General features: G+C 52.9%; 24 protein-coding genes and 1 pseudogene. 12 read left to right on the plus strand and 13 right to left on the minus strand.

Annotated features, from left to right (window positions below; translation table 11 throughout):
- Positions 1–38: 38 nt before the first annotated feature.
- Positions 39–1,688 (minus strand): glucose-6-phosphate isomerase, encoded by a 1,650-nt coding sequence (pgi, locus tag OGX66_RS01470; RefSeq protein WP_003031668.1) that lies wholly within the window; start codon positions 1,686–1,688, stop codon positions 39–41.
- A 314-nt stretch (positions 1,689–2,002) separates the two neighbouring features.
- On the opposite strand from pgi, the gene lysC reads away from it, so the two are divergent.
- On the plus strand, positions 2,003–3,352 hold the full coding sequence (lysC, locus tag OGX66_RS01475; protein ID WP_003031667.1) for a lysine-sensitive aspartokinase 3: 1,350 nt from the start codon (positions 2,003–2,005) through the stop codon (positions 3,350–3,352).
- Positions 3,353–3,394: 42 nt separating this feature from the next.
- Here the strand turns inward: lysC and OGX66_RS01480 are convergent, their stop codons facing one another.
- Both OGX66_RS01480 and OGX66_RS01485 read right to left on the minus strand, forming a co-directional pair.
- The gene (locus OGX66_RS01480; RefSeq protein WP_270939461.1) at positions 3,395–4,180 is read right to left on the minus strand and encodes a nucleotidyltransferase domain-containing protein; all 786 of its coding nucleotides are present in this window, start codon (positions 4,178–4,180) and stop codon (positions 3,395–3,397) included.
- Positions 4,181–4,185: 5 nt separating this feature from the next.
- A complete protein-coding gene (locus OGX66_RS01485; protein WP_044702279.1) occupies positions 4,186–5,313 on the minus strand; it encodes a slipin family protein in 1,128 nt (375 codons plus the stop codon).
- 447 nt (positions 5,314–5,760) lie between these two features.
- Here OGX66_RS01485 and rtcR point away from each other — a divergent pair, with 447 nt between their 5' ends.
- Positions 5,761–7,347 (plus strand): RNA repair transcriptional activator RtcR, encoded by a 1,587-nt coding sequence (gene rtcR, locus OGX66_RS01490; RefSeq protein WP_270939462.1) that lies wholly within the window; start codon positions 5,761–5,763, stop codon positions 7,345–7,347.
- 20 nt (positions 7,348–7,367) lie between these two features.
- On the opposite strand, the gene OGX66_RS01495 is transcribed toward rtcR, so the two are convergent.
- Positions 7,368–7,706: a helix-turn-helix domain-containing protein gene (locus OGX66_RS01495; RefSeq protein ID WP_003841397.1), complete on the minus strand. Its 339-nt coding sequence runs from the start codon at positions 7,704–7,706 to the stop codon at positions 7,368–7,370.
- A 17-nt stretch (positions 7,707–7,723) separates the two neighbouring features.
- A pseudogene (locus OGX66_RS01500) lies at positions 7,724–8,055 on the minus strand (type II toxin-antitoxin system RelE/ParE family toxin).
- Between the two features lie 191 nt (positions 8,056–8,246).
- On the opposite strand from OGX66_RS01500, the gene OGX66_RS01505 reads away from it, so the two are divergent.
- Positions 8,247–8,519 (plus strand): YjbD family protein, encoded by a 273-nt coding sequence (locus OGX66_RS01505; RefSeq protein WP_032948299.1) that lies wholly within the window; start codon positions 8,247–8,249, stop codon positions 8,517–8,519.
- On the opposite strand, the gene rluF is transcribed toward OGX66_RS01505, so the two are convergent.
- Complete coding sequence (rluF, locus tag OGX66_RS01510) at positions 8,516–9,397, minus strand: 23S rRNA pseudouridine(2604) synthase RluF (protein WP_032948298.1); 882 nt, start codon at positions 9,395–9,397, stop codon at positions 8,516–8,518. The genes OGX66_RS01505 and rluF overlap by 4 nt on opposite strands.
- 469 nt (positions 9,398–9,866) lie before the next feature.
- On the opposite strand from rluF, the gene OGX66_RS01515 reads away from it, so the two are divergent.
- From OGX66_RS01515 to OGX66_RS01550, 8 genes are all read left to right on the plus strand, one after another.
- Positions 9,867–10,820: a sugar-binding transcriptional regulator gene (locus OGX66_RS01515; protein WP_003844696.1), complete on the plus strand. Its 954-nt coding sequence runs from the start codon at positions 9,867–9,869 to the stop codon at positions 10,818–10,820.
- Positions 10,821–10,890: 70 nt separating this feature from the next.
- Positions 10,891–11,697, plus strand: a complete 807-nt coding sequence (locus OGX66_RS01520) for an SDR family oxidoreductase (protein ID WP_088902849.1) — start codon at positions 10,891–10,893, stop codon at positions 11,695–11,697.
- Positions 11,698–11,706: 9 nt separating this feature from the next.
- Positions 11,707–12,114, plus strand: a complete 408-nt coding sequence (locus tag OGX66_RS01525; RefSeq protein ID WP_003031647.1) for a mannose/fructose/sorbose PTS transporter subunit IIA — start codon at positions 11,707–11,709, stop codon at positions 12,112–12,114.
- On the plus strand, positions 12,114–12,608 hold the full coding sequence (locus tag OGX66_RS01530; protein WP_003844693.1) for a PTS sugar transporter subunit IIB: 495 nt from the start codon (positions 12,114–12,116) through the stop codon (positions 12,606–12,608). The genes OGX66_RS01525 and OGX66_RS01530 overlap by 1 nt, the downstream gene beginning before the upstream one ends.
- A gap of 65 nt (positions 12,609–12,673) precedes the next feature.
- Positions 12,674–13,471 (plus strand): PTS mannose/fructose/sorbose transporter subunit IIC, encoded by a 798-nt coding sequence (locus OGX66_RS01535; RefSeq protein ID WP_044715019.1) that lies wholly within the window; start codon positions 12,674–12,676, stop codon positions 13,469–13,471.
- An 11-nt stretch (positions 13,472–13,482) separates the two neighbouring features.
- A complete protein-coding gene (locus tag OGX66_RS01540) occupies positions 13,483–14,307 on the plus strand; it encodes a PTS system mannose/fructose/sorbose family transporter subunit IID (protein ID WP_088902850.1) in 825 nt (274 codons plus the stop codon).
- 67 nt (positions 14,308–14,374) lie between these two features.
- Complete coding sequence (gene sorE, locus OGX66_RS01545) at positions 14,375–15,598, plus strand: L-sorbose 1-phosphate reductase (protein ID WP_044715020.1); 1,224 nt, start codon at positions 14,375–14,377, stop codon at positions 15,596–15,598.
- 1 nt (position 15,599) lies between these two features.
- Complete coding sequence (locus OGX66_RS01550) at positions 15,600–16,412, plus strand: shikimate 5-dehydrogenase (RefSeq protein WP_003844691.1); 813 nt, start codon at positions 15,600–15,602, stop codon at positions 16,410–16,412.
- Positions 16,413–16,445: 33 nt separating this feature from the next.
- On the opposite strand, the gene OGX66_RS01555 is transcribed toward OGX66_RS01550, so the two are convergent.
- From OGX66_RS01555 to OGX66_RS01565, 3 genes are all read right to left on the minus strand, one after another.
- Positions 16,446–16,763: a CcdB family protein gene (locus OGX66_RS01555; RefSeq protein WP_003841409.1), complete on the minus strand. Its 318-nt coding sequence runs from the start codon at positions 16,761–16,763 to the stop codon at positions 16,446–16,448.
- Positions 16,763–17,056 carry a type II toxin-antitoxin system CcdA family antitoxin gene (locus OGX66_RS01560; protein ID WP_003844689.1) on the minus strand — a complete coding sequence of 98 codons (294 nt, stop codon included), beginning with the start codon at positions 17,054–17,056 and terminating at the stop codon, positions 16,763–16,765. Before OGX66_RS01560 ends, OGX66_RS01555 begins: the two co-directional genes overlap by 1 nt.
- Positions 17,057–17,152: 96 nt before the next feature.
- A complete protein-coding gene (locus tag OGX66_RS01565; protein WP_270939463.1) occupies positions 17,153–17,518 on the minus strand; it encodes a hypothetical protein in 366 nt (121 codons plus the stop codon).
- 141 nt (positions 17,519–17,659) lie between these two features.
- On the opposite strand from OGX66_RS01565, the gene OGX66_RS01570 reads away from it, so the two are divergent.
- Positions 17,660–17,821 carry a hypothetical protein gene (locus OGX66_RS01570; protein WP_049003129.1) on the plus strand — a complete coding sequence of 54 codons (162 nt, stop codon included), beginning with the start codon at positions 17,660–17,662 and terminating at the stop codon, positions 17,819–17,821.
- Between the two features lie 159 nt (positions 17,822–17,980).
- Here OGX66_RS01570 and OGX66_RS01575 read toward each other — a convergent pair whose 3' ends face one another.
- The 4 genes from OGX66_RS01575 to OGX66_RS01590 are packed head-to-tail and all read right to left on the minus strand — an operon-like array spanning position 17,981 to position 22,318.
- Positions 17,981–18,967, minus strand: coding sequence for an aldo/keto reductase (locus OGX66_RS01575; protein WP_270939464.1), 987 nt, complete (start codon positions 18,965–18,967; stop codon positions 17,981–17,983).
- A gap of 25 nt (positions 18,968–18,992) precedes the next feature.
- Entirely contained in the window at positions 18,993–20,021 is a 1,029-nt protein-coding gene (locus tag OGX66_RS01580; RefSeq protein WP_270939465.1) for an alpha/beta hydrolase, read from the minus strand.
- A gap of 16 nt (positions 20,022–20,037) precedes the next feature.
- On the minus strand, positions 20,038–21,084 hold the full coding sequence (locus OGX66_RS01585; RefSeq protein ID WP_200019071.1) for an NAD(P)-dependent alcohol dehydrogenase: 1,047 nt from the start codon (positions 21,082–21,084) through the stop codon (positions 20,038–20,040).
- A gap of 16 nt (positions 21,085–21,100) precedes the next feature.
- A complete protein-coding gene (locus OGX66_RS01590) occupies positions 21,101–22,318 on the minus strand; it encodes an MFS transporter (RefSeq protein ID WP_270939466.1) in 1,218 nt (405 codons plus the stop codon).
- Between the last annotated feature and the right edge of the window lie 82 nt (positions 22,319–22,400).

Consider the following 22,400-nt stretch of genomic DNA (forward strand, 5'->3'; position numbering starts at 1 on the left):
CAGGATATGTGCCTGTAGGCCGGATAAGCGCAGCGCCATCAGGCGCGCCAGGCTTTGTAACGGTTAATCAACCCATTAGTAGAAACATCATGGGAAGAAACAGTTTTATCATCGTTCAGCTCTGGCAGAATGCGGTTCGCCAGCTGTTTGCCCAGCTCAACGCCCCACTGGTCAAAGGTGAAGATGTTCAGGATCGCGCCCTGAGTGAAGATTTTGTGTTCGTACAGCGCAATCAGCGCACCCAGGCTGAACGGCGTGATTTCGCGCAGCAGGATGGAGTTCGTTGGACGGTTACCTTCGAACACTTTGAACGGCACAACGTGCTCAAGCGTAGCCGGATCTTTACCCTGGTCGCGATATTCCTGCTCAACCACTTCACGAGATTTACCAAAAGCCAGCGCTTCGGTTTGCGCGAAGAAGTTAGACAGCAGTTTCGGATGGTGATCCGACAGCGGGTTGTGGGTGATTGCCGGCGCGATGAAATCGCACGGCACCATTTTGGTACCCTGGTGGATCAACTGGTAGAACGCATGCTGGCCGTTAGTACCCGGCTCACCCCAGATGATTGGGCCGGTCTGGTAATCCACCGCATTGCCGTTACGGTCAACGTATTTACCGTTGGATTCCATGTTGCCCTGCTGGAAGTAGGCCGCGAAACGGTGCATATACTGGTCATACGGCAGAATCGCTTCGGTTTCGGCACCGAAGAAGTTGTTGTACCAGATACCGATCAGCGCCAGCAGCACCGGCAGGTTTTTCTCAGCCGGGGTGGTGGAGAAGTGTTTGTCCATCGCATGCGCGCCGGAGAGTAGCTCAACAAAGTTGTCGAAGCCTACGGACAGGATGATGGACAGACCGATTGCAGACCACAGGGAGTAACGACCGCCAACCCAGTCCCAGAACTCGAACATATTGGCAGTATCAATACCAAACTCGCCAACCGCTTTACCGTTAGTGGAAAGCGCTGCGAAGTGTTTGGCTACGTGCTTGTTGTCGCCAGCGGTCGCCAGGAACCAGTCGCGCGCGCTGTGGGCGTTGGTCATGGTTTCCTGGGTGGTGAAGGTTTTGGAAGCGACCAGGAACAGTGTGGTTTCCGGGTTCACTTTTTTCAGCACTTCGGCAATGTGCGTACCATCGACGTTAGACACAAAGTGCATGTTCAGGTGATTTTTATACGGACGCAGCGCTTCGGTCACCATGAACGGGCCAAGGTCAGAACCGCCGATACCGATGTTTACTACATCAGTGATGGCTTTGCCGGTATAGCCTTTCCAGCTTCCGGAGATGATCGCTTCAGAGAAAGATTTCATCTTCTCCAGTACCGCATTCACTTCCGGCATCACATCTTTGCCGTCAACGATGATCGGCGTATTGCTACGGTTACGCAGCGCCACGTGCAGCACGGCACGGTCTTCAGTACGGTTGATTTTCTCACCGGAGAACATGGACTTGATGGCACCCGCCAAATCGGTTTCTTTCGCCAGATCCTGCAGTTTAGCCAGCGTCTCTTCAGTGATGCGGTTTTTGGAGAAATCCACCAGCATCAGATCGTCAAACGTCGCGGAAAACTTAGTGAAACGATCGCTATCTTTCGCGAAAAGATCCGCGATAGTAACGTCTTTCATTTCTTCAAAGTGTTTTTGTAGTGCCTGCCAGGCTGAGGTCTGCGTTGGATTGATGTTTTTCATTAGCAATACTCTTCTGATTTTGAGAATTGTGACTGAGATCGATTGTAACGCCAGTCACAGAAAAGTGTGATTGTTTTAATGCCATTGCCAGGGCATCCGCCAAACGTGGCTAAAAAGTATAGCGGTTATCAGCGTTGTTATTAGTACCGTTACTCAACGCAGTTGCAGCATGAAAAATCCGCATAATCCCAGCGTTGACAGTGCAAGCTACACATTTTATTTATAAATACGGTATTTGCATTTGCGCCTGCACCGGTTTTCGTTCTGCCTTATGTGCCATGGTCGCTCTATTCATTCCCTGACACGAGGTAGTTATGACTGATGTAGTTGTCTCCAAGTTTGGTGGTACCAGCGTGGCGGATTTTGATGCCATGAATCGCAGCGCTGATGTAGTGCTTTCTGATGCTAACGTCCGTGTGGTGGTACTTTCCGCTTCTGCGGGAATCACCAACCTGCTGGTCGCACTGGCTGAAGGGCTGGAGCCAACCGCGCGCTTCGAAAAACTCGATGCCATTCGTCAAATTCAGTTCAATATTCTGGAACGCCTGCGTTATCCAAACGTGATCCGTGAAGAGATCGAACGTCTGCTGGAAAACATCACCACACTGGCAGAAGCGGCGTCACTGGCGACCTCAACCGCGCTGACCGACGAACTGGTCAGCCACGGTGAACTGATGTCTACCCTGCTGTTCGTCGAGATCCTGCGTGAACGCAACGTGCAAGCGCAGTGGTTTGACGTGCGTAAAGTGATGCGCACTAACGATCGTTTTGGTCGTGCAGAACCCGACGTCACGGCGCTGGCTGAACTGGCAACGCTCCAGTTGGCCCCGCGTCTGAGCGAAGGTCTGGTGATTACTCAGGGCTTTATCGGCAGTGAAGGCAAGGGCCGCACCACCACGCTGGGACGTGGCGGCAGCGATTATACCGCCGCCTTACTGGCAGAAGCCCTACACGCAACGCGCGTTGATATCTGGACCGACGTTCCCGGCATTTACACGACCGATCCGCGCGTGGTTCCGGCTGCGCAGCGTATTGATGAAATTGCCTTTGAAGAGGCCGCGGAAATGGCGACCTTTGGCGCGAAAGTACTGCATCCGGCAACCCTGTTGCCAGCCGTACGTAGCGATATTCCGGTGTTTGTGGGCTCCAGTAAGGATCCAAAAGCAGGCGGTACGCTGGTATGTAATAAAACCGCGAATCCACCGCTGTTCCGGGCGCTGGCATTACGCCGTAAGCAGACGCTGCTGACGCTGCATAGCCTGAATATGCTGCACTCTCGCGGCTTTTTGGCGGAAGTGTTCGGCATCCTGGCACGCCACAATATCTCGGTCGATTTAATCACCACATCCGAAGTCAGCGTCGCGCTGACTCTGGATACCACCGGTTCAACGTCCACCGGCGATACACTGTTAACACAGTCTCTGCTGATGGAACTGTCTGCCCTGTGTCGGGTTGAAGTGGAAGAAGGCCTGGCGCTGGTGGCGTTGATTGGCAACGACCTGTCCAAAGCCTGCGGCGTGGGTAAAGAGGTGTTCGGCGTACTGGAGCCATTCAACATTCGAATGATTTGCTACGGCGCGTCCAGCCATAACCTGTGCTTCCTGGTACCCGGTACTGAAGCCGAGCAGGTTGTACAGAAGCTACACCATAACTTGTTTGAATAAGTAGACGTCAACGCCCGATGGTTCTTAGGCCATCGGGCATTTTCAGCGCATCACCGTTTCATATAACAATCTGTCCAGCTCCCTGACATCGCCTTCCCGGCAATCCGGTAACGCCGGTGGAATCTCTCCTCTTTCCAGCTCGGCGCGGATAAACGCATGCAACAGTGGACGGCGCGGGCCGTATTCCGCTTCACCCGCACACTGCTTGCGCTCCAACAGCTCATCAATTTCATGACGCAATGGCGCATCCAGTTCACCTCCCGCCAGCAGGTCGGCAAAACGCATCGGCGGTACGCCCTTGCCCGCCTCCACCCAACGTACCGCCAGCAGCGGCCGAATGACGTAGAAGTACTTCTTCAATCGCACGTCGTCACCTTGCAGATAGCCACGGAAGTTTTTCCGCGCCATCGAGTAGTAGTGCCAGCGGGCACGTAGCGGAGAAAACCATTTGGGCACCAACGCTTTCAGCGCCGAAACGGTCACTTCATCCTGCTGATAGACAACTGGCGAATCCAGCCATTCGATAAGCGTCGGGTTTGCGCCTTTGAGTAACCCCAGCGCCTTGCGCCATTCCCAGCCGCACACGTCCAGCTCATCATCTATCGGCAGCTCGATAACATCGCGTGGCGCTTCGACCCGCAGATACCATTCAGGGGGATGAACATAGAGAAATCGCACGTCGTAGTCGCTGTCCGGCGAGGCAAATCCCCAGCCACGGCTGCCGGATTCACAGGCATACAGCACCCTGACGCCATAACGCTGCTCAACCTCTTTTAGCTGGCGCAATACCCGTTCGCGCATTGCGCCGTCCACTGTGTTGTCGCTCATTATTCTTATCCTTTTATGTTCACAAGACCGTGCAGCACCTGATCCAGGCCCCCGAACACCGAGATTTTATCGATGCGCTCAGCAACTCTTTCGAGGGTTTCCAGTTCTTTTAAGCGCAGCGCTACCGGGTTGTTTTCCATCACTTTTGCCGTATTTAACAGCGATCGCGTGGCGGCAGTCTCTTCGCGACGTCGGATCACGTTGGCCTGGGCGGATTTTTCCGCTTCAACCAGTTGCGACAAAATAGCCTTCATATCGCCGGGCAGGACAATATCCTTCACCCCCAGTGAAGCCACCTCAATACCAAACGGCGTCATGCGGGCTTTCACCTGCGCGCTCACCACTTCATCGATCACCTGCTTATCTTCCAGCAATTCGTCCAGCGTGCGCGTTCCCACCGCTTCACGCAGCGCAAACTGCAATTCACGGTAAAGGTGATCCAGCGGTTTAGTCAGTTGACCGAATGCCAGCAACACATCGCTATAACGCCAGTTCGCCGCCAGGTTTAAACGCAGGTTGACCTTATCTTTGGTCAGTATCTCCTGGCCGCCAACCTCCAGCACCTGCAAACGGGTATCCACCACTTCCGCTTCAATCAGATGGTTTACCTTCCAGTATGCTGTTACCCCCGGCAGCAACAGCGCCTGAGTTTCACCATCAATTTTCAGTACACCGACGTGCCACGCCGGGACCTGCACCGTTAAGATAGCTTCGCGACCTTTCACCGCACCGCTGCGACGTGGCTGTAACACCGCGTTCATCACGTCAACAGGAACCAAAACCTGACGTGTATCCATCCGTACCAGCTTCAGCGCTTCATCGGCCTGCCAGTACAGACGGCGCGATGCCGGTGGCAGGATCTCCTGCAAAACGCCGTTGATATACAGCGCCGCGGCTTCGGTATCCGTTGTATCCGCGACCAGGCAGAAACGCGCCACCCACTCGGGCTGAAAGCGGCGTAAATACTCCGCTAATGCCTGCGGTACTTCGCCGCCATCCCTGTTGACGATCAGCACTTCCGGGGTGTTAAACCACGGTAAACGATGCTGACCCGCTTCCAACACCTGATAGTAATCACCCTCGCGGGATAAAAGACCTAACTGCGCTTTTTGGATAGTGATTTTCTTAGCCATTTTATATTCCTTAATATCGTTCAGGCGCGGGTGCAGGGGCGAAGCGGCAGGGGAATTCCCTTTTGCCTGCCGCACGGCATCTTTACCGGCAGCCTGTTCTGGAGCGTGCTAACTGCGCATCACTCCGCTTTATTTCTATGATTAACAACCAGTTTTCATTCGGGGATGAAATTGGGAATCGAACCCACTGTGTGTCATCAGCTGACGGAACACTCCCGGAAAACAGCCTGTGCCGTTCCTGACGTGCCGGCGGGGTTTAACCCCCTGCGCTTTCAGCGTGATTGACGCAAGTGTTATTGCCAGAAGCGTGCCAGGAATTAAAAAGGCATATTTAATTGTTAATTAATTGATTTTTATAATTTTAATTATTGATGCCAATAATGGCGGTTGTCTTGACGGGTTAATTTTTTTATCTTTTATTCTCTTATTTATCTTTTTGGATAAACCATGAAAAAACGGCGGGTAGTGATTGGCGTACTGGGAACGGTGCTCGATAAGCGCGGCAAGCGGGCCAATCGGTTTAAGAAGTGGCGACCCACGGTTGGGCTATGCCAACAACCCGATTTCCCTGTCGACAGGCTGGAACTCCTCCACCAGCCACGCGATGAGAGCATGGCGCAACGGTTGATTGAAGACGTCGCGCTGCTTTCGCCGCACACCCAGGTTCGCCCGCATGCCGTCACCATTAACGATCCGTGGGACTTTGAAGAGGTCTACGCCGCGTTTCTCGACTTTGCCACGCATTATGAATTTGATACGGAAAACGAAGAGTATCTGGTGCACATCACCACCGGCACTCACGTGGCACAAATCTGCTGGTTTTTGCTGACGGAAGCCCGCTACCTGCCCGCCAGCCTGCTGCAAACCAGCCCGGCGCCACGCGGTTCATCCGATGAGGCCATCGCCGCTGGCATCTGCTCGGTTATCGATCTCGATTTAAGCCGCTACGCCACGCTCACCAGTCGTTTTCAGCGCGAACAGCAGCAGTCGGTCTCTTTTCTGAAAGCCGGGATTGATACGCACAACGCCACCTTCAATAAACTGATCGATCGCATTGAGCGGGTCGCTCTGCGTTCGACCGACCCGATCCTGCTCACCGGCCCTACCGGCGCGGGCAAATCCTTCCTCGCGAAACGCATTTTCCAGCTACGCCAGTCGCGGCATCTGGTAGCGGGAAAACTGGTGGCGGTTAACTGCGCGACCCTGCGCGGCGACAATGCGATGTCCACGCTGTTCGGTCACGTGAAGGGGGCGTTTACCGGTGCGCTCACGGCGCGTAGCGGATTACTGCGAGAGGCCGATGGCGGCGTGCTGTTTCTCGATGAGATCGCCGAATTAGGGTTGGACGAGCAGGCCATGCTACTCAAAGCAATTGAAGAAAAAACCTTTTTCCCGTTTGGGTCAGACAAAGAAGTACGCAGCGATTTTCAGCTGATTGCCGGCACCCATCGCGACATGCGGCAATGGGTCGCTGAAGGCCGTTTTCGCGAGGATCTCTACGCGCGTATCAACATGTGGTGCTTCGCCCTGCCCGGTCTGGCGCAGCGGCGGGAAGATATCGCGCCGAACGTCGAGTATGAGCTGCAACGTTTCTCCAACAGCAAACAGACGCAAATCCGTTTCGATAAAGAAGCCCGCGCTTCCTATCTGGCATTTGCCTGCTCCCCACAGGCGCAATGGCGCGGCAACTTTCGCGAACTCAGTTCATCCATCGCGCGCATGGCGACGCTTGCCGAACAAGGTCGCATCACCTTATCCCTTGTCGAAGAAGAGATTGCGCTGCTAAAGGAGAGTTGGCAGATAGCAACTCCGCAGCCTGAAGTGAATATGGACATTGACCTGTTCGATCGCCGCCAGTTAGAAACGGTACTGGAAGTGTGCCGCCGCTGCGCGTCGCTGTCGGAAGCCGGACGCGAACTGTTTGCCGTCTCACGGCAGAAAAAAGCCAATCCTAACGATGCAGACCGCCTGCGCAAATATCTCGCTCGTTTCGGGCTAAGCTGGGAAAGCGCTCGCAGCGATCAGATACAATGAAACAATATCTAGATCTAATATTACCCAATCTGAACTGTTACTGGTTTTCCTAACTTCACCAGCATCATGACCAGCGCATCAAGGGTAAATTTGTTGGTTTTCTGATTAACAACATCTGAAACACGGGGCCGGGAAATATTCAGTTTCACAGCAGCTTCCGCTTGTTTCAGATGGTTTTCATGAATCCATCCGGAAATTTCTTGCATCAACTGCTGCTTCAGGAGAATGAGTTGTTCTACCTCGCATTCAGCATCATGCTTTAGGCTCTTCGCTTCCGCTTCTGCAAATCCCAGTTCGGCAAAAATATTGACATCCGGAGAGGTTACATGGCGAACCTTATTATCAACGGTATTGTTCATTTCTGATTCCTGTCTTCTTACAAAGCCGTTCGATATCTAACTTTAGCAATGTGGTTATCGTGCTCAGAAGTACGTTTTGTCTTTTTATTGAAGCAATGCAATACATAGACCGCGTTAGCATAGCGAGCAATGTAGATGATTCGGTATGCGCCAGATTCATACCTGAGCCTTACCTCCTCAACACCGCGACCTATCTCTGGCATCGGCTTCCAGTCAGCAGATTCTAATCCCGCCTGTAAACGATGTGAAAACCAGCGGTTTTACGTATATCTTCAGGAAAGCTTCGTAAATCATCAAATGAACTGCCAATCCAGACAATGGGCTTTAAGGCTCGCCTTATTGAAAGCATAACACATCCTTGTATAAAATTTTATACAAACAATAAAATGTGTAACCCACACGTTTTCCTGTCATTACGCTAAATCAGAATAGAAATTCCGTCACTTCAACAAGCTATATTTTGCGAGGCTCTTTCAGGATTAGTTTTATTCTGCACGAATTACCGTACACTGAGGATATCGGCTAACAGAGGGCACCCGTATGGCACTCCCCCGCATTACCCAAAAAGAGATGACCGAGCGCGAACAGCGTGAACTGAAAACGCTGCTTGACCGCGCGCGCATTGCACATGGTCGCCTGCTGACCAACGCTGAAACAAACAGCATCAAGAAAGAGTACATCGATAAACTGATGGCCTTGCGCGAAGCAGAAGCTAAAAAAGCCCGCCAATTGAAGAAAAAGCAGGCTTATAAACCGGATTCAGACGCGTCATTCTCCTGGTCGGCGAATACGCCAACGCGCGGCAGACGTTAACGTCCTTTCTTCTTACGCCCCGGCGAGGTAAAACGCTTGCCGTTTGCCGCCGGGCGCGATTTCTCTTTCTCCGCCGATTTTTCGATTTTCACTACCGGACGCTTGATGCCTGCTGTGGCGGCTTTTGGCTTCGCTTTCGCCTTCGGTTTAGCTTCTGAGGATGAATTCTCAATCAGCTTGAACAGATCGATCAGTTCGTCATCCGTCAGGTCACGCCATTCACCCAGTGGCAAGCCGGACAAACTCACGTTCATGATGCGTGTGCGCTCAAGCTTGGTAACTTCATAGCCAAAGTGTTCGCACATACGACGGATCTGACGGTTCAGCCCCTGAATCAGCGTGATGCGAAACACAAACGGCGCTTCTTTCTTCACCTTACATTTCTTGGTGACGGTGCCGAGGATTGGCACACCAGCCCCCATCCCACGGATAAAATCATCAGTGACCGGCTTATCTACCGTCACCAGATACTCTTTTTCGTGATCGTTACCGGCACGCAGGATTTTATTCACCAGGTCGCCGTGGTTGGTCAGAAAGATTAGCCCCTGGGAATCTTTATCCAGACGGCCAATAGGGAACACGCGCTTACTGTGATTCACGAAATCAACAATGTTGTCGCGTTCGCTGTCTTCGGTGGTGCTGACAATTCCTACCGGCTTGTTCAGCGCGATAAAAACCAGATCTTCCGCTTCACGCGGCTCAATCAACCGACCATTCACTTTTACGACGTCGCCAGGCATCACCTGATCGCCGATGGTGGCGCGTTTACCATTCAGGAAGACATTCCCTTGTTCGATAAAGCGATCCGCCTCGCGACGCGAGCAGATTCCGCTTTCACTGATGTATTTATTTAATCGGATGGATGAGTCGGGCAGCATAATTTCTCCTGTATACACTTCATCCTTCAAGCCGTCTCTGCGTTGGCTGCCCTCACTCACCCTGGTCACATAGTTATCTATGCTCCCAGGAATTCGTTCCCTTGCCGCCTTGATACAACTTGAATGCTTTTGTGTATTAAAAGCGAAATATACCCTACCTTGCGGACGATAAAAAATAATCGTGTTCGACTGCCCACGCGCTATTTGTGATCCGTCACACCTTTTGACACAAAAGTGTCAGCGATCCATCCCTGCAATTTTGTTGGGTGAAAACAAGCAGAATCAATACATTAGAGAGACAAGCACATATGTGCCGACAGCACGCCATCACCACATCAAATGTGCAACACAATCGGTCATTACAGGGCACTGAAATAAGTGAAAATAGCTTTGAGATGGAGAACAATTGGGGTTATATCAGATCAAGAAGACAATTTCGTGATTTGCACAAATGTGCAGGAGTCCAAAAATGGCGACGGAAAACAGCGATGATATCCGCCTGATCGTAAAGATAGCGCAGCTGTATTACGAACAGGATATGACACAAGCGCAAATCGCCCGCGAGCTGGGTATTTACCGCACCACGATCAGCCGTTTGCTAAAACGTGGACGCGAGCAGGGTATCGTCACCATCGCCATTAATTACGACTACAACGAAAATCTGTGGCTGGAACAGCAGCTAAAACAGAAATTTGGCCTGAAAGAAGCGGTGGTGGTCTCCTGCGACAGTGAACAGGAAGACGAACAACTCACCATGATGGGTGTGCACGGTGCACAGTTGCTGGAACGCTTACTGGAACCTGGGGACATTATCGGGTTCTCATGGGGCCGCGCGGTGCGGGGACTGGTGGAAGGGTTATCCCCTGCCAGCCAGTCGCGCCAGCTGATCTGCGTGCCGATTATCGGCGGACCGTCCGGCAAGCTTGAAAGCCGTTACCACGTCAATACGTTGACCTACGGCGCTGCGGCAAAGCTTAAAGGGGAATCACACCTGGCAGATTTCCCGGCACTGCTGGAAAACCCGCTGATCCGTAACGGGATCATGCAGTCACGACATTTTAAATCGATTTCCGCTTATTGGGATAATCTGGACATCGCGCTGGTTGGGATTGGATCTCCGGCAATACGTGATGGCGCCAACTGGCACGCTTTTTACGGCAGTGAAGAGAGTGATGACCTGCATGCTCGCCAGGTCGCCGGAGACATTTGCTCGCGCTTTTACGATATCAACGGTGCAACCGTAGAAACCAATATGAGTGAAAAGACGCTCTCCATCGAAACCAATAAATTAAAACAGACGCGTTATTCCATTGGCATTGCAATGGGTGAAGAAAAATACAGTGGGATATTAGGCGCATTACGTGGGAATTATATTAATTGTTTAGTCACCAACAGCCATACCGCTGAATTATTGTTGAAGTAAATAAATTCTAATTGGTCCTGCCATAATTAATTTTATGTGGGATCCCCTTATCTGAAATCGGGAGTTAATTATGCAAACGTGGTTAAACTTGCAGGGCAAAGTCATTATTGTTACCGGTGGTGCATCCGGTATTGGGCTGGCGATTGTTGAAGAGTTATTAGCGCAGGGCGCTAATGTGCAAATGGCAGATATTCACGGTGGTGACGGTAAATATGAAGGCCATAGAGGATATCATTTCTGGCCGACAGATATTTCCAGCGCCGAAGAAGTCAATCATACCGTTACCGAAATTATCCACCGCTATGGGCGTATCGATGGTTTGGTGAATAACGCAGGCGTTAATTTTCCGCGGCTACTGGTCGATGAAAAAGCCCCCGCCGGGCAATATGAACTCAACGAAGCCGCTTTTGAAAAAATGGTGAATATCAACCAGAAAGGTGTGTTCTTAATGTCGCAAGCAGCGGCACGCCAAATGGTAAAACAGCGTAACGGCGTGATTGTGAATGTCTCTTCAGAAAGCGGGCTGGAAGGTTCAGAGGGCCAAAGTTGCTATGCCGCCACCAAAGCCGCATTGAATAGCTTTACCCGTTCCTGGTCGAAAGAGTTGGGCAAACACGGCATTCGTGTGGTGGGCATTGCACCTGGCATTCTGGAAAAAACCGGACTGCGGACCCCCGAATATGAAGAAGCGCTGGCCTGGACTCGCAACATCACCGTCGAACAGCTGCGCGAGGGCTACACCAAGAACGCGATCCCAATTGGTCGCTCAGGACGCTTAAGCGAAGTCGCTGATTTTGTTTGTTATCTTTTGTCTGAGCGCGCCAGTTACATAACCGGAGTAACCACTAACATTGCGGGCGGAAAAACGCGCGGTTAAGGAGGTTTTATGGTCAATGCAATCTTCTGTGCTCACGGCAAACTGGCCTGCGCCATGCTGGAATCGGTACAGATGGTCTACGGTGATGCCAACGTTGAAGCCGTGGCATTTGTCCCCGGAGAGAACGCCAGCGACATCGTGGAAAAGCTGAAAAAGTTAGTAAGTATTCACACTGGCGATGAATGGCTGATTGCCGTCGATTTGCAGTGTGGCAGTCCCTGGAATGCTGCCGCGACGCTGGCAATGCACAATCCGGCGATACGGGTCATTAGCGGGTTATCACTGCCGTTGGCGCTGGAGCTGGTAGACAACCAAAGCAGCATGAATGTGGATGAACTGTGCGAACACCTGACGACCATTGCTCAACAAACCTGTGTCGTCTGGAAACATCTGGAAACGGCCGAAGAGGATTTCTGATGAACATTACCCTTGCTCGTATTGATGACCGCCTGATCCACGGTCAGGTCACCACCGTCTGGTCGAAGGTGGCAAATGCCCAACGGATTATTATCTGTAATGACGACGTTTATAACGATGAAGTACGTCGTACATTATTACGTCAGGCCGCCCCGCCGGGAATGAAAGTGAACGTTGTTAATATCGAAAAGGCGGTCGCAGTTTACCATAATCCGCAATACCAGAACGAAACCGTTTTTTATCTATTTACCCGCCCGCAGGATGCATTAGCAATGGTAAAACAAGGGGTAAAAATCACCACATTAAATATTGGCGGCATGGCCTGGCGACCAGGTAAAAAACAATTAACCAAAGCCGTTTCTTTAGATAACGACGATATTCATGCGTTTCGTGAGTTAGATAAACTGGGTGTCGCGCTGGATTTACGCGTCGTCGCATCCGATCCATCTATTAATATTCTCGAAAAAATAGAAGAACAATCGTTCGCTGAATAAATAAAAATGCCTGTGTACTTATGTTTTAACAGGCAGGGATGATCACATTCACAAGGTGACATATTATGGAAATAAGTACCCTACAAATTATCGCCATATTCCTATTTTCCTGTATTGCCGGGATGGGCAGCGTGCTGGATGAGTTCCAGACCCACCGTCCGCTAATTGCTTGTACCGTTATCGGCCTGATCCTCGGTGATTTAAAAACCGGGATTATGCTCGGCGGCACGCTGGAGTTAATCGCTCTTGGCTGGATGAACGTCGGCGCAGCGCAGTCTCCCGATTCGGCGCTCGCCAGTATTATCTCTGCCATTCTGGTTATCGTCGGTCAGCAAAGCATTGCTACCGGTATCGCCATCGCCCTGCCGGTGGCGGCGGCAGGCCAGGTACTGACGGTATTCGCCCGTACCATTACCGTGGTGTTCCAGCACGCGGCGGATAAAGCCGCCGAAGACGCCCGTTTTCGTACCATCGACATGCTGCACGTTTCCGCTCTCGGTGTACAGGCGCTGCGCGTTGCCATTCCCGCATTAATCGTCTCGCTGTTTGTCAGCGCCGATATGGTCAGCAATATGCTCAACGCCATTCCGGAATTCGTCACCCGCGGATTGCAGATTGCCGGTGGCTTTATCGTGGTGGTCGGCTACGCCATGGTGCTGCGCATGATGGGTGTGAAGTACCTGATGCCCTTCTTCTTCCTCGGGTTTATCGCTGGGGGTTATCTCGATTTGAGCCTGCTGGCTTTCGGTGGGGTTGGCGTGATTATCGCGCTGGTCTACATCCAGTTGAACCCACAGTGGCGTAAGACTGAACCGCAGGCGCAAGCCCCCTCTTCTCAAGCTCTTGATCAGCTTGAAGACTAACGGAGCCCATCATGGAACAGAAAAAACTGACCAAATCCGACCTGTTTAGCATGTTTGTTCGCTCCAACCTGCAACAGGCGTCATTCAACTTCGAACGCATTCATGGGCTGGGCTTTTGCTACGACATGATCCCCGCCATCAAGCGCTTGTATCCACTAAAAGAGGATCAGGTTGCCGCACTCAAACGCCACCTGGTGTTCTTCAATACCACCCCTGCCGTTTGCGGCCCAGTGATTGGCGTCACCGCCGCAATGGAGGAAGCACGCGCCAACGGTGCGGAAATTGACGATGGCGCAATCAACGGCATCAAAGTCGGCCTGATGGGTCCGCTGGCAGGCGTCGGCGATCCGCTGGTATGGGGAACGCTGCGCCCGATTACCGCCGCGCTCGGCGCATCGCTGGCGCTATCCGGTAACATTCTCGGCCCGCTATTGTTCTTCTTTATTTTCAATGTAGTACGTCTGGCAATGAAGTGGTACGGCTTACAGCTTGGCTTTCGTAAAGGGGTCAACATCGTCAGCGACATGGGCGGCAACCTGCTGCAGAAACTGACCGAAGGCGCATCGATTCTCGGCCTGTTTGTGATGGGAGTATTGGTCACCAAATGGACCAGCATCAACGTGCCGCTGGTGGTATCGCAAACGCCTGGCGCAGACGGCACCACCGTCACCATGACCATGCAGAACATTCTCGACCAACTCTGCCCCGGCCTGCTGGCGTTGGGTCTGACGCTGCTGATGGTGCGTCTGCTCAACAAGAAAATAAATCCGGTATGGCTAATCTTCGCCCTGTTTGCGCTGGGAATTATCGGTAACGCACTGGGCTTCCTGTCCTGATTTTTCGCTCCGGCAATGCCGGGGCAACTTCAACAAATAGTCCTCGAAAGAGGAAGAGGTGGTAACAATGCAAACAACAACAGCTTTACGTCTTTATGGTAAACGCGATCTGCGCCTGGAAACCTTCGACCTTCCTGAAATGCAGGACGATGAAATTCTGGCCTCAGTCGTAACCGACAGTCTGTGCCTTTCTTCCTGGAAAGAGGCTAACCAGGGCGAGAACCACAAAAAGGTGCCGGACGATGTGGCCACCAACCCGATCATCATCGGTCATGAGTTTTGCGGCGACATTATTGCCGTAGGCAAAAAATGGCAGCATAAGTTTCAACCCGGCCAGCGCTATGTCATTCAGGCTAACCTGCAACTGCCGGATCGCCCGGACTGTCCCGGCTACTCCTTCCCGTGGGTGGGCGGTGAAGCCACGCACGTCATCATTCCTGATGAAGTCATGGAGCAGGACTGCCTGTTGGCCTACGAAGGTGAAACCTATTTTGAAGGTTCGCTGGTTGAGCCGCTATCCTGCGTGATTGGCGCATTCAACGCCAACTATCACCTGCAGGAAGGCTCTTATAACCATAAGATGGGCATTCGTCCGCAGGGACGTACACTGATACTCGGCGGCACCGGGCCGATGGGACTGCTGGCGATCGACTATGCACTGCATGGCCCGGTTAACCCGGCGATGCTGGTGGTAACCGACACCAATAACGACAAGTTGAGCTACGCCCGCAAGCACTATCCATCAGAACCACAAACGTTGATCCATTATCTCCACGCCCAGGATGCGGCGTATGACACGTTGATGGCGCTGAGCGGCGGTCACGGATTCGACGACATCTTTGTGTTTGTGCCAAACGAACAGCTGGTTACGCTGGCCTCTTCCCTGCTGGCTGCCGATGGTTGCATGAACTTCTTTGCTGGTCCGCAGGATAAGCAATTTAGCGCGCCGATTAACTTCTACGACGTACACTACGCCTTCACCCATTATGTTGGGACGTCTGGCGGCAATACCGACGACATGCGCGCGGCGGTTAAACTTATCGAAGAGAAGAAGGTTCAGGCCGCAAAAGTGGTGACGCACATTCTGGGGCTGAATGCGGCAGGTGAAACCACGCTGGAACTGCCAACAGTCGGCGGCGGGAAAAAACTGGTTTACACCGGCAAAGCCTTACCATTAACCGCGCTCACCCAGATTGATGATCCAGCCTTGCGCGATATCCTGGAGCGTCATCAGGGGGTCTGGTCGCAGGAAGCCGAACAGTACATATTGTCTCACGCCGAGGAAATTTAACATGATTAACCGCGACACCCAGTTGTGCATGTCGCTTGCCGGTCGCCCTGGCAACTTTGGCACTCGCTTTCACAACTATCTGTATGAAAAATTAGGTTTAAATTTTATCTACAAAGCCTTTACCACGCAGGATATTGAGGCCGCAGTGAAAGGTGTTCGCGCACTCGGAATTCGCGGCTGTGCGGTCTCTATGCCGTTCAAAGAAAGCTGTATGCCGTTTCTGGATGCCATCGACCCTTCCGCAAAAGTGATTGATTCCGTCAACACCATCGTCAATGACAACGGTACGCTGACAGGATTTAACACCGACTACATTGCGGTAAAAAGCCTGATTGCCAGCCACCAGCTCAATAGCAGCGCACGCGTGATGATTCGCGGCAGCGGTGGAATGGGTAAAGCGGTTATCGCCGCGTTTCGCGATGCCGGTTTTCACGATGTGATCGTCGCCGCACGCAATCGCGAGAGCGGCCCGGCGCTGGCAAAACAGTACGGTTTCCAGTGGCAGCCCCAGTCGGAAGGGATTGCCTGCGATATTCTGGTCAACGTGACGCCCGTCGGCATGGCTGGCGGCAAAGAGAGTCATGAACTGGCCTACAGCGAAGCGATGGTCGCTGCCGCCAGCGTAGTGTTTGACGTCGTCGCCCTACCGCCGGAAACACCGGTGATTAAGCTGGCACAGCAGTTGGGTAAAAAGACCATCAGCGGTGCAGAGGTGATTGCCTTACAGGCCGTAGAGCAGTTCGCCATGTATACCGGCGTACGCCCGGATGACGCGCTAATCGCCGAAGCGGCAGAATTTGCGCGGGCGGGGTAACGAAGCAGGAACAGAGCGCCAGGGATGGGCGCTCTAATAGCCATTAATCAGAAAATCAATCGCATCTCGAAGTTCTGCCCTGTTTGCGGTCAGATCTCCCACAAAGTTACCCACATTCTTCACAGGTATGCCTGTCATCATGTACGTCATCACCACATAGGCTTGCCCACCAATGCTAACAACCGGGCAAATTTTAGCTGGCGGGACTTCGTTGGGAAACTGGCTTAGCGCTATAACGGGTGCGACCAGTACATGCTGCAAAACAGCGGCCACCGGATGCTGTAAGCTAATTAAAAACGGATAAACGCTTTTTCCACTGCCTGTATTCTCATAAGCGCAATACTGCTCCATCAGAATGTCCTTTGAAAATCACTGAACGAACCGTTTTCTTCCACCCATTGATTTAATGCCTCTATCGATTTTTTATTATCCCGCAGCCATTCTTCACGTTTGTTCTCGCGAAATTTTTCGATTAGGGCTTCGGTTAAAACCGCTGACAGATTGATTTTAAGCTTGCGCGCCTCTTCCAGTATCTCTGGAGCCAGAGAGACATTGACTGATTTTTTTACCTTAGACACAGTGCGCATGATAACCCCCATAGCAGTGCGCATGACATGCCTAAGATTAGCGTAATAAGCGAGCATTTCCTATTCCCCGACCAGCAAATCATCACGTCACACTAAGGTGGTTGCACAGGCCTGTCACGCCCCGAAGAAGAAGTCTGCGAGGCGCTTTCCAGATTAGTTTAGGGAGTCGCTAGCGAACAGTTGTTGATCGGCTTTCGCTTCCAACCGCGCCAGCGCGGGAATCAACTGGCTGATATTTACCAGACTGTGTCCTAACTGGCATACGCTCTCATGGGAAAAATGTCCCTGACTTTCACCTGACATAGTCAGCAGGCTCTCGCCCATAAAATTCAGCGTATGGTACAACCCTGCCAGCGCCTCTTCACAGCCAAACGATAGCGCCAGATTTTCTTCGGTGGTGAGATGGCGACAATCAAGATGGCGGAACGCCTCGGCGAGTGGAAAATAAAGCAGGTCAGCTTGCGGTATGAGAGAAGAAGACGCAAAACAGGCGTTAGTGGTACTATTAGCATCAGCCATAGCATTACCTCGTATAATGTTGTGGTAAGACGCCCTGATCGTGTTCCCGCACTTTCGGGGCGTTGTCATTTTTGGTGTGTGAGAGTAATGTGTCATCACACATACTCACACTACTCTTGTGTAATTAAGGTGTCAACACACATGAATGAAAGAAGAGGCAATCCCCCGTTTCAATTCCGTCTGGATCCGGAACTGCGCAAAGCGATGGAAGAAGCACAACGGCAGGATGGGGATGAATCGTTGGCAGCCTGGATTAAGCGCATTATCAGAAAAGAACTGAAGCACAAAGGGATTGAAGTCTAGTTGTCGGCATTATGTATCGTTTTCTGGAGGTCTGCTTAGAGCGAGGAGCGGACCTCAAAGCAGTAAGACAAGAACAAGATCTTCAGGTAATAAATAAATCTGACTTAAATAACATAATTACCGACCCGAAGGTCGGTAATTGTTAACACTGATAACCTTTTACCACGCGTAAGCTTCAGGTGCCTCACCGCCTGGTCCCGGCCAGATGGTATCCAGCCTTTTGAGCGTATCGTCTGAAAGAGACAGCGTCAGGGCATTGAGATTCTGACGGAGCTGTTCAACTGTACGCGGACCACTGAGCACGGCGCTAACCACCGGGTTCTGCAGCAGCCATGCCAGCGCGACGTCTGATGGTGTTTCCCCCAGCTCATCACACAGTATTTCCCAGGCCTCCAGTTGTGGCCGCAGGCGGTTGATTTGTGCCTGCAACTGCGGTGATGCCCGGCGGCCACCGGCAATTTTCTTCAGAACACCGCCCAGCATCCCCATCCCGACCGGGCTCCAGGGGATCAGGCCAATACCGTAATGACGCAGCGCCGGAATGACTTCCAGCTCAATCGTGCGCTGGGTCAGATTGTACAGGCTCTGTTCCGATGCCAGCCCCAGCAGGTTGCGCGCGTCAGCCTTGCACTGTGCAGTGGCAATATCCCAGCCAGCAAAGTTACTGCTGCCAACGTAGCTGATTTTACCCTCACGGATCAGCTGTTCCATGGCCTGCCAGATCTCCTCCCAGGGCGTGTTCCGGTCGATATGGTGCATCTGATAGAGATCGATATGGTCAGTTTTCAGCCTTTTCAGGCTGGCCTCACAGGCCCGGCGGATATGGTAGGCAGACAGGTATTTGTCGTTCGGACCCGTGTCCATCGGCTGGTAAACTTTCGTGGCCAGCACTACCCGGTCACGCTGACCACTGCGCGCTAACCAGTTACCGATGATTTCTTCGGATGTTCCGTAACCCTTTGCCATATCCGGCGACTGCGGCCCGCCATAGACGTCAGCGGTATCGAAAAAGTTGATACCTGCATCCACGGCTTCATCCATGATCCTGAAGCTGGCCGACTCATCCGTCAGCTCACCGAAATTCATGGTACCGAGACCGATGCGGCTCACCCGCAGACCGGTACGCCCCAGATGTTTGTAGTTCATGTCAGATACTCCTTAACTGAACGTGTTATTGCAGATTTTTACGGAAAAAGTCTTTCAGCTTGTCAAAAGGGATTACGTCGGTACGGTCATACAGATCGACATGCCCTGCGCCCGGTACGACATACAGTTCTTTAGGCTGACCGGCGCGTTTGAAAGCGTCCTCGCTGAACTCTTTTGAGTGAGCCTGATCGCCGGTAATAAACAGCATCGGGCGCGGCGAGATGATTTCAATATCGTTGAACGGATAGAAGTTCATAAACTTGCCAATACTGCTCAGCATCGGTTTCGTCGTCAGTTCTTCTTTCTGACCCTGTGGGGTGTAGCCGCCGCGTTCGGTGCGGTAGAAATCAAAGAACTCGCGCTGAATATCAGGCGTTGAAGCGTCCAGTGTATTCACGGTACCGGGAATGTAGGCCGTCTCGCCTCCCTGAAACTCTGCTAAACGCTGCTCTGTGGCTGACCGGATAAAGGCCTTTCGTTGTTCCGGCGTCTGGGAATGGTTGAGGCCGTTGCGAAATGCAGCCCCCATGTCATACATGCTGACGGTGGCAATGGCTTTCATACGCGGGTCAATCTTGGCAGCACTGATAACAAAACTTCCGCTGCCGCAGATACCTAATACACCGATGCTATCCGGATCGACAAACGGCTGTGTGCTTAGATAATCAACCGCCGCGCTGAAATCATCTGTGTAGATTTCCGGTGAAATCAGGTGCCCCGGTTTGCCCTCGCTTTCTCCCCAGAAAGAGAGATCGATAGCCAGCGTGACAAAACCCTGCTCCGCCAGCTTCTGCGCATAAAGATTTGAACTCTGTTCCTTAACGGCTCCCATCGGGTGACCAACGACGATCGCCGGGTGTCGGGTGTTCTGGCTCATCTTTTTCGGGATAAACAGGTTGCCGACCACGGCCATCTGATACTGGTTTTTAAAGGTGACTTTTTGCTGCGTCACCTTATCGCTTTTATAAAAATTATCGGCCCCACGGGACATATCCGCCGCAGAGGAAGCAAATGCACTGATCAACAGCCCCAGCGCCAGCGTAAATTTATTCATGATGGTCTCCTTATCATTAAGCCAGGGTGGCGTTATCAATGACAAACCGGTAATGCACATCGCCCCTGAGCATGCGCTCATAGGCATCGTTAATCTGGTCGGCGCGGATAAGCTCAATGTCGGCGACAATGCCGTGTTGGGCGCAGAAATCGAGCATCTCCTGCGTTTCAGAAATGCCGCCAATCATCGACCCGGCAATCGATCTGCGCTTCATGATGAGGCTGAACACTTCTGGCGAGCCATGCGGCGTGGCCGGCGCACCCACCAGGGTCATCGTGCCATCGCGTTTCAGCAGCGCAGTGAACACGTCGAGGTTATGCGGCGCAGCAACGGTGTTGAGGATAAAATCGAAGCTCTTTGCATGGGCTTCCATTTCGCTGGCATGACGGGAGACCACCACCTCATCTGCACCAAGCGCTATGGCGGCGTCACGTTTGGACTCAGACGTGGTAAAGGCCACGACATGCGCGCCCATGGCGTGCGCAAGCTTGATCCCCATATGTCCCAGTCCACCGATACCGACCACTCCGACCTTTTTGCCAGGGCCCGCCTGCCAGTGACGCAGTGGTGAGTACGTTGTGATCCCCGCGCACAGCAGCGGAGCCACGGCGGCCAGTTGCGCTTCCGGGTGAGTGACGCGCAGGACATAGCGCTCATGCACCACAATCTGCTGCGAATATCCGCCCAGCGTGTGGCCTGGCGCATCCAGCGTCGGGAAATTGTATGTCCCTGTCATATGGTCGCAGTAGTTCTCCAGTCCGTCGTCACAGTCACTGCAGTGCCGGCAGCTGTCGACAATGCAGCCGACCCCCACCAGGTCCCCTGCACAAAAACCGGAGACGTGATCGCCAACGGCCACTACACGACCGACAATTTCATGTCCCGGTACGCAGGGATAGAGCGTTCCAGCCCATTCAGCGCGTACCTGGTGGATATCCGAATGGCAGACTCCGCAGTACGCGATATTAATCTGCACATCATGGGCACCGGGGGCGCGACGGGTGATATCCATCGGCTCCAGCGGCAGTGTGCCCGCATGGGCACCGTAAGCTTTAACTGTCATGGCATTACTCCTGGGTTTATGAATGGTCTGCGGCAGAAGTGTCTGCCCGCGAGGTCAGGAAGATCAGTACGGTTGCGATAATCAGCATCGCGGCGCTGGCCAGGAAGGTGCTCTGGTAGCCGTGATGGTCGAAAAGCAGGCCGCCCACCGTCGAACCGAGAGCAATGGACAGCTGCACCATCGCCACCATCAGTCCGCCACCCGCTTCGGCATTCTGCGGGAAGGTACGCGGAACCCATGCCCACCATCCCACCGGTGCGGCAGTGGAAATCAGCCCCCACAGCCCAAGCAGCGCCGTCACGATGGCTACCTGACTGCCGAAGGCAATCAGTGCCAGCGCGGTGATGGCCATCAGTACCGGGATGGCCATCAGGGTCGGGTAGAACCCGCGTTTCAACACCCGGCCAATCAGCGTAGTGCCGATGAAACCCGCGACACCAATAACCAGCAGGACCAGGGTCACCGTTGCAGCATCCACCCGCGTCACCGTCTCAAGGAAAGGCCTGATGTAGGTAAAGAGCGTGAATTGCCCCATAAAGAAGATCCCCACACCCAGCATGCCCAGCGTGACCACCCGGCGACGAAACAACATGAATACGTTGCGGGAAGCCGCGGCCTGACGGGTGACCGGCATGGAAGGCAGACTGAGTAATTGCCAGACAAACGCGATGATGGCGACCGGCACCAGGCAGAAGAAGGCCCCCCGCCAGCCAACAACCGATCCGAGCCAGCTGCCCAGAGGGGCAGCCACGACGGTAGCCAGAGCATTGCCGCTGTTGAAAATAGCCAGCGCCAGCGGAACACGATGCACCGGGACCAGACGCATTGCCGTCGCGGCCGACATCGACCAGAACCCGCCGACCACAATGCCAATCAGGGCCCTGCCCGCCATATAGGTCAGGTAATTGGGTGCCATCGCAATAACAGCACCGGAAATTGCCATAATGCAGGTCAGGCCGAGCAGCAGCGTTTTCCGGTTAAGCGTGCCTGCCAGCACGGAAATAAACAGGCTGGTTACCACTGCAAATGCCCCGGAAATAGCGATGCCCTGTCCGGCCATGCCTTCGGTGACACGAAGGGTCTGCGCCATCGGTGTCAGCAGGCTGACCGGCATAAATTCGGAGGCGATCAGGGCGAAGACGCACAGCGTCATGGCAAAGACACCACTCCAGTGCGCAGGCTGTTTCCCGCTTCCGGTGTTTTTTTTTCTGTTTTCGTCTGTCTTATTACTCATTCAGGGATTTCTTTTCAGTAGATAACATGAAGTCTGTGCCCCGGAGTCTTCAGCGCTGCAGGAAGAGCTGAAACGGCATACG

The sequence above is a fragment of the Citrobacter sp. Cf072 genome (assembly GCF_030334485.1).
Taxonomy (GTDB): Bacteria; Pseudomonadota; Gammaproteobacteria; order Enterobacterales; family Enterobacteriaceae; genus Citrobacter; species Citrobacter freundii.

Coding starts and splice junctions, on each gene's coding strand:
- OGX66_RS01585 (WP_200019071.1), bottom strand. CDS start 21,084: ATGACAGTTAAAGCTTACGGTGCCCATGCGGGCACACTGCCGCTGGAG.
- OGX66_RS01555 (WP_003841409.1), bottom strand. CDS start 16,763: ATGGAGCAGTATTGCGCTTATGAGAATACAGGCAGTGGAAAAAGCGTT.
- rtcR (WP_270939462.1), top strand. CDS start 5,761: ATGAAAAAACGGCGGGTAGTGATTGGCGTACTGGGAACGGTGCTCGAT.
- OGX66_RS01575 (WP_270939464.1), bottom strand. CDS start 18,967: ATGAACTACAAACATCTGGGGCGTACCGGTCTGCGGGTGAGCCGCATC.
- OGX66_RS01550 (WP_003844691.1), top strand. CDS start 15,600: ATGATTAACCGCGACACCCAGTTGTGCATGTCGCTTGCCGGTCGCCCT.
- OGX66_RS01520 (WP_088902849.1), top strand. CDS start 10,891: ATGCAAACGTGGTTAAACTTGCAGGGCAAAGTCATTATTGTTACCGGT.
- OGX66_RS01540 (WP_088902850.1), top strand. CDS start 13,483: ATGGAACAGAAAAAACTGACCAAATCCGACCTGTTTAGCATGTTTGTT.
- OGX66_RS01505 (WP_032948299.1), top strand. CDS start 8,247: ATGGCACTCCCCCGCATTACCCAAAAAGAGATGACCGAGCGCGAACAG.
- OGX66_RS01535 (WP_044715019.1), top strand. CDS start 12,674: ATGGAAATAAGTACCCTACAAATTATCGCCATATTCCTATTTTCCTGT.
- lysC (WP_003031667.1), top strand. CDS start 2,003: ATGACTGATGTAGTTGTCTCCAAGTTTGGTGGTACCAGCGTGGCGGAT.
- OGX66_RS01560 (WP_003844689.1), bottom strand. CDS start 17,056: ATGCTCGCTTATTACGCTAATCTTAGGCATGTCATGCGCACTGCTATG.
- OGX66_RS01495 (WP_003841397.1), bottom strand. CDS start 7,706: ATGAACAATACCGTTGATAATAAGGTTCGCCATGTAACCTCTCCGGAT.
- rluF (WP_032948298.1), bottom strand. CDS start 9,397: ATGCTGCCCGACTCATCCATCCGATTAAATAAATACATCAGTGAAAGC.
- OGX66_RS01485 (WP_044702279.1), bottom strand. CDS start 5,313: ATGGCTAAGAAAATCACTATCCAAAAAGCGCAGTTAGGTCTTTTATCC.
- OGX66_RS01590 (WP_270939466.1), bottom strand. CDS start 22,318: ATGAGTAATAAGACAGACGAAAACAGAAAAAAAAACACCGGAAGCGGG.
- OGX66_RS01515 (WP_003844696.1), top strand. CDS start 9,867: ATGGCGACGGAAAACAGCGATGATATCCGCCTGATCGTAAAGATAGCG.
- OGX66_RS01530 (WP_003844693.1), top strand. CDS start 12,114: ATGAACATTACCCTTGCTCGTATTGATGACCGCCTGATCCACGGTCAG.
- pgi (WP_003031668.1), bottom strand. CDS start 1,688: ATGAAAAACATCAATCCAACGCAGACCTCAGCCTGGCAGGCACTACAA.
- sorE (WP_044715020.1), top strand. CDS start 14,375: ATGCAAACAACAACAGCTTTACGTCTTTATGGTAAACGCGATCTGCGC.
- OGX66_RS01480 (WP_270939461.1), bottom strand. CDS start 4,180: ATGAGCGACAACACAGTGGACGGCGCAATGCGCGAACGGGTATTGCGC.
- OGX66_RS01570 (WP_049003129.1), top strand. CDS start 17,660: ATGAATGAAAGAAGAGGCAATCCCCCGTTTCAATTCCGTCTGGATCCG.
- OGX66_RS01580 (WP_270939465.1), bottom strand. CDS start 20,021: ATGAATAAATTTACGCTGGCGCTGGGGCTGTTGATCAGTGCATTTGCT.
- OGX66_RS01565 (WP_270939463.1), bottom strand. CDS start 17,518: ATGGCTGATGCTAATAGTACCACTAACGCCTGTTTTGCGTCTTCTTCT.
- OGX66_RS01525 (WP_003031647.1), top strand. CDS start 11,707: ATGGTCAATGCAATCTTCTGTGCTCACGGCAAACTGGCCTGCGCCATG.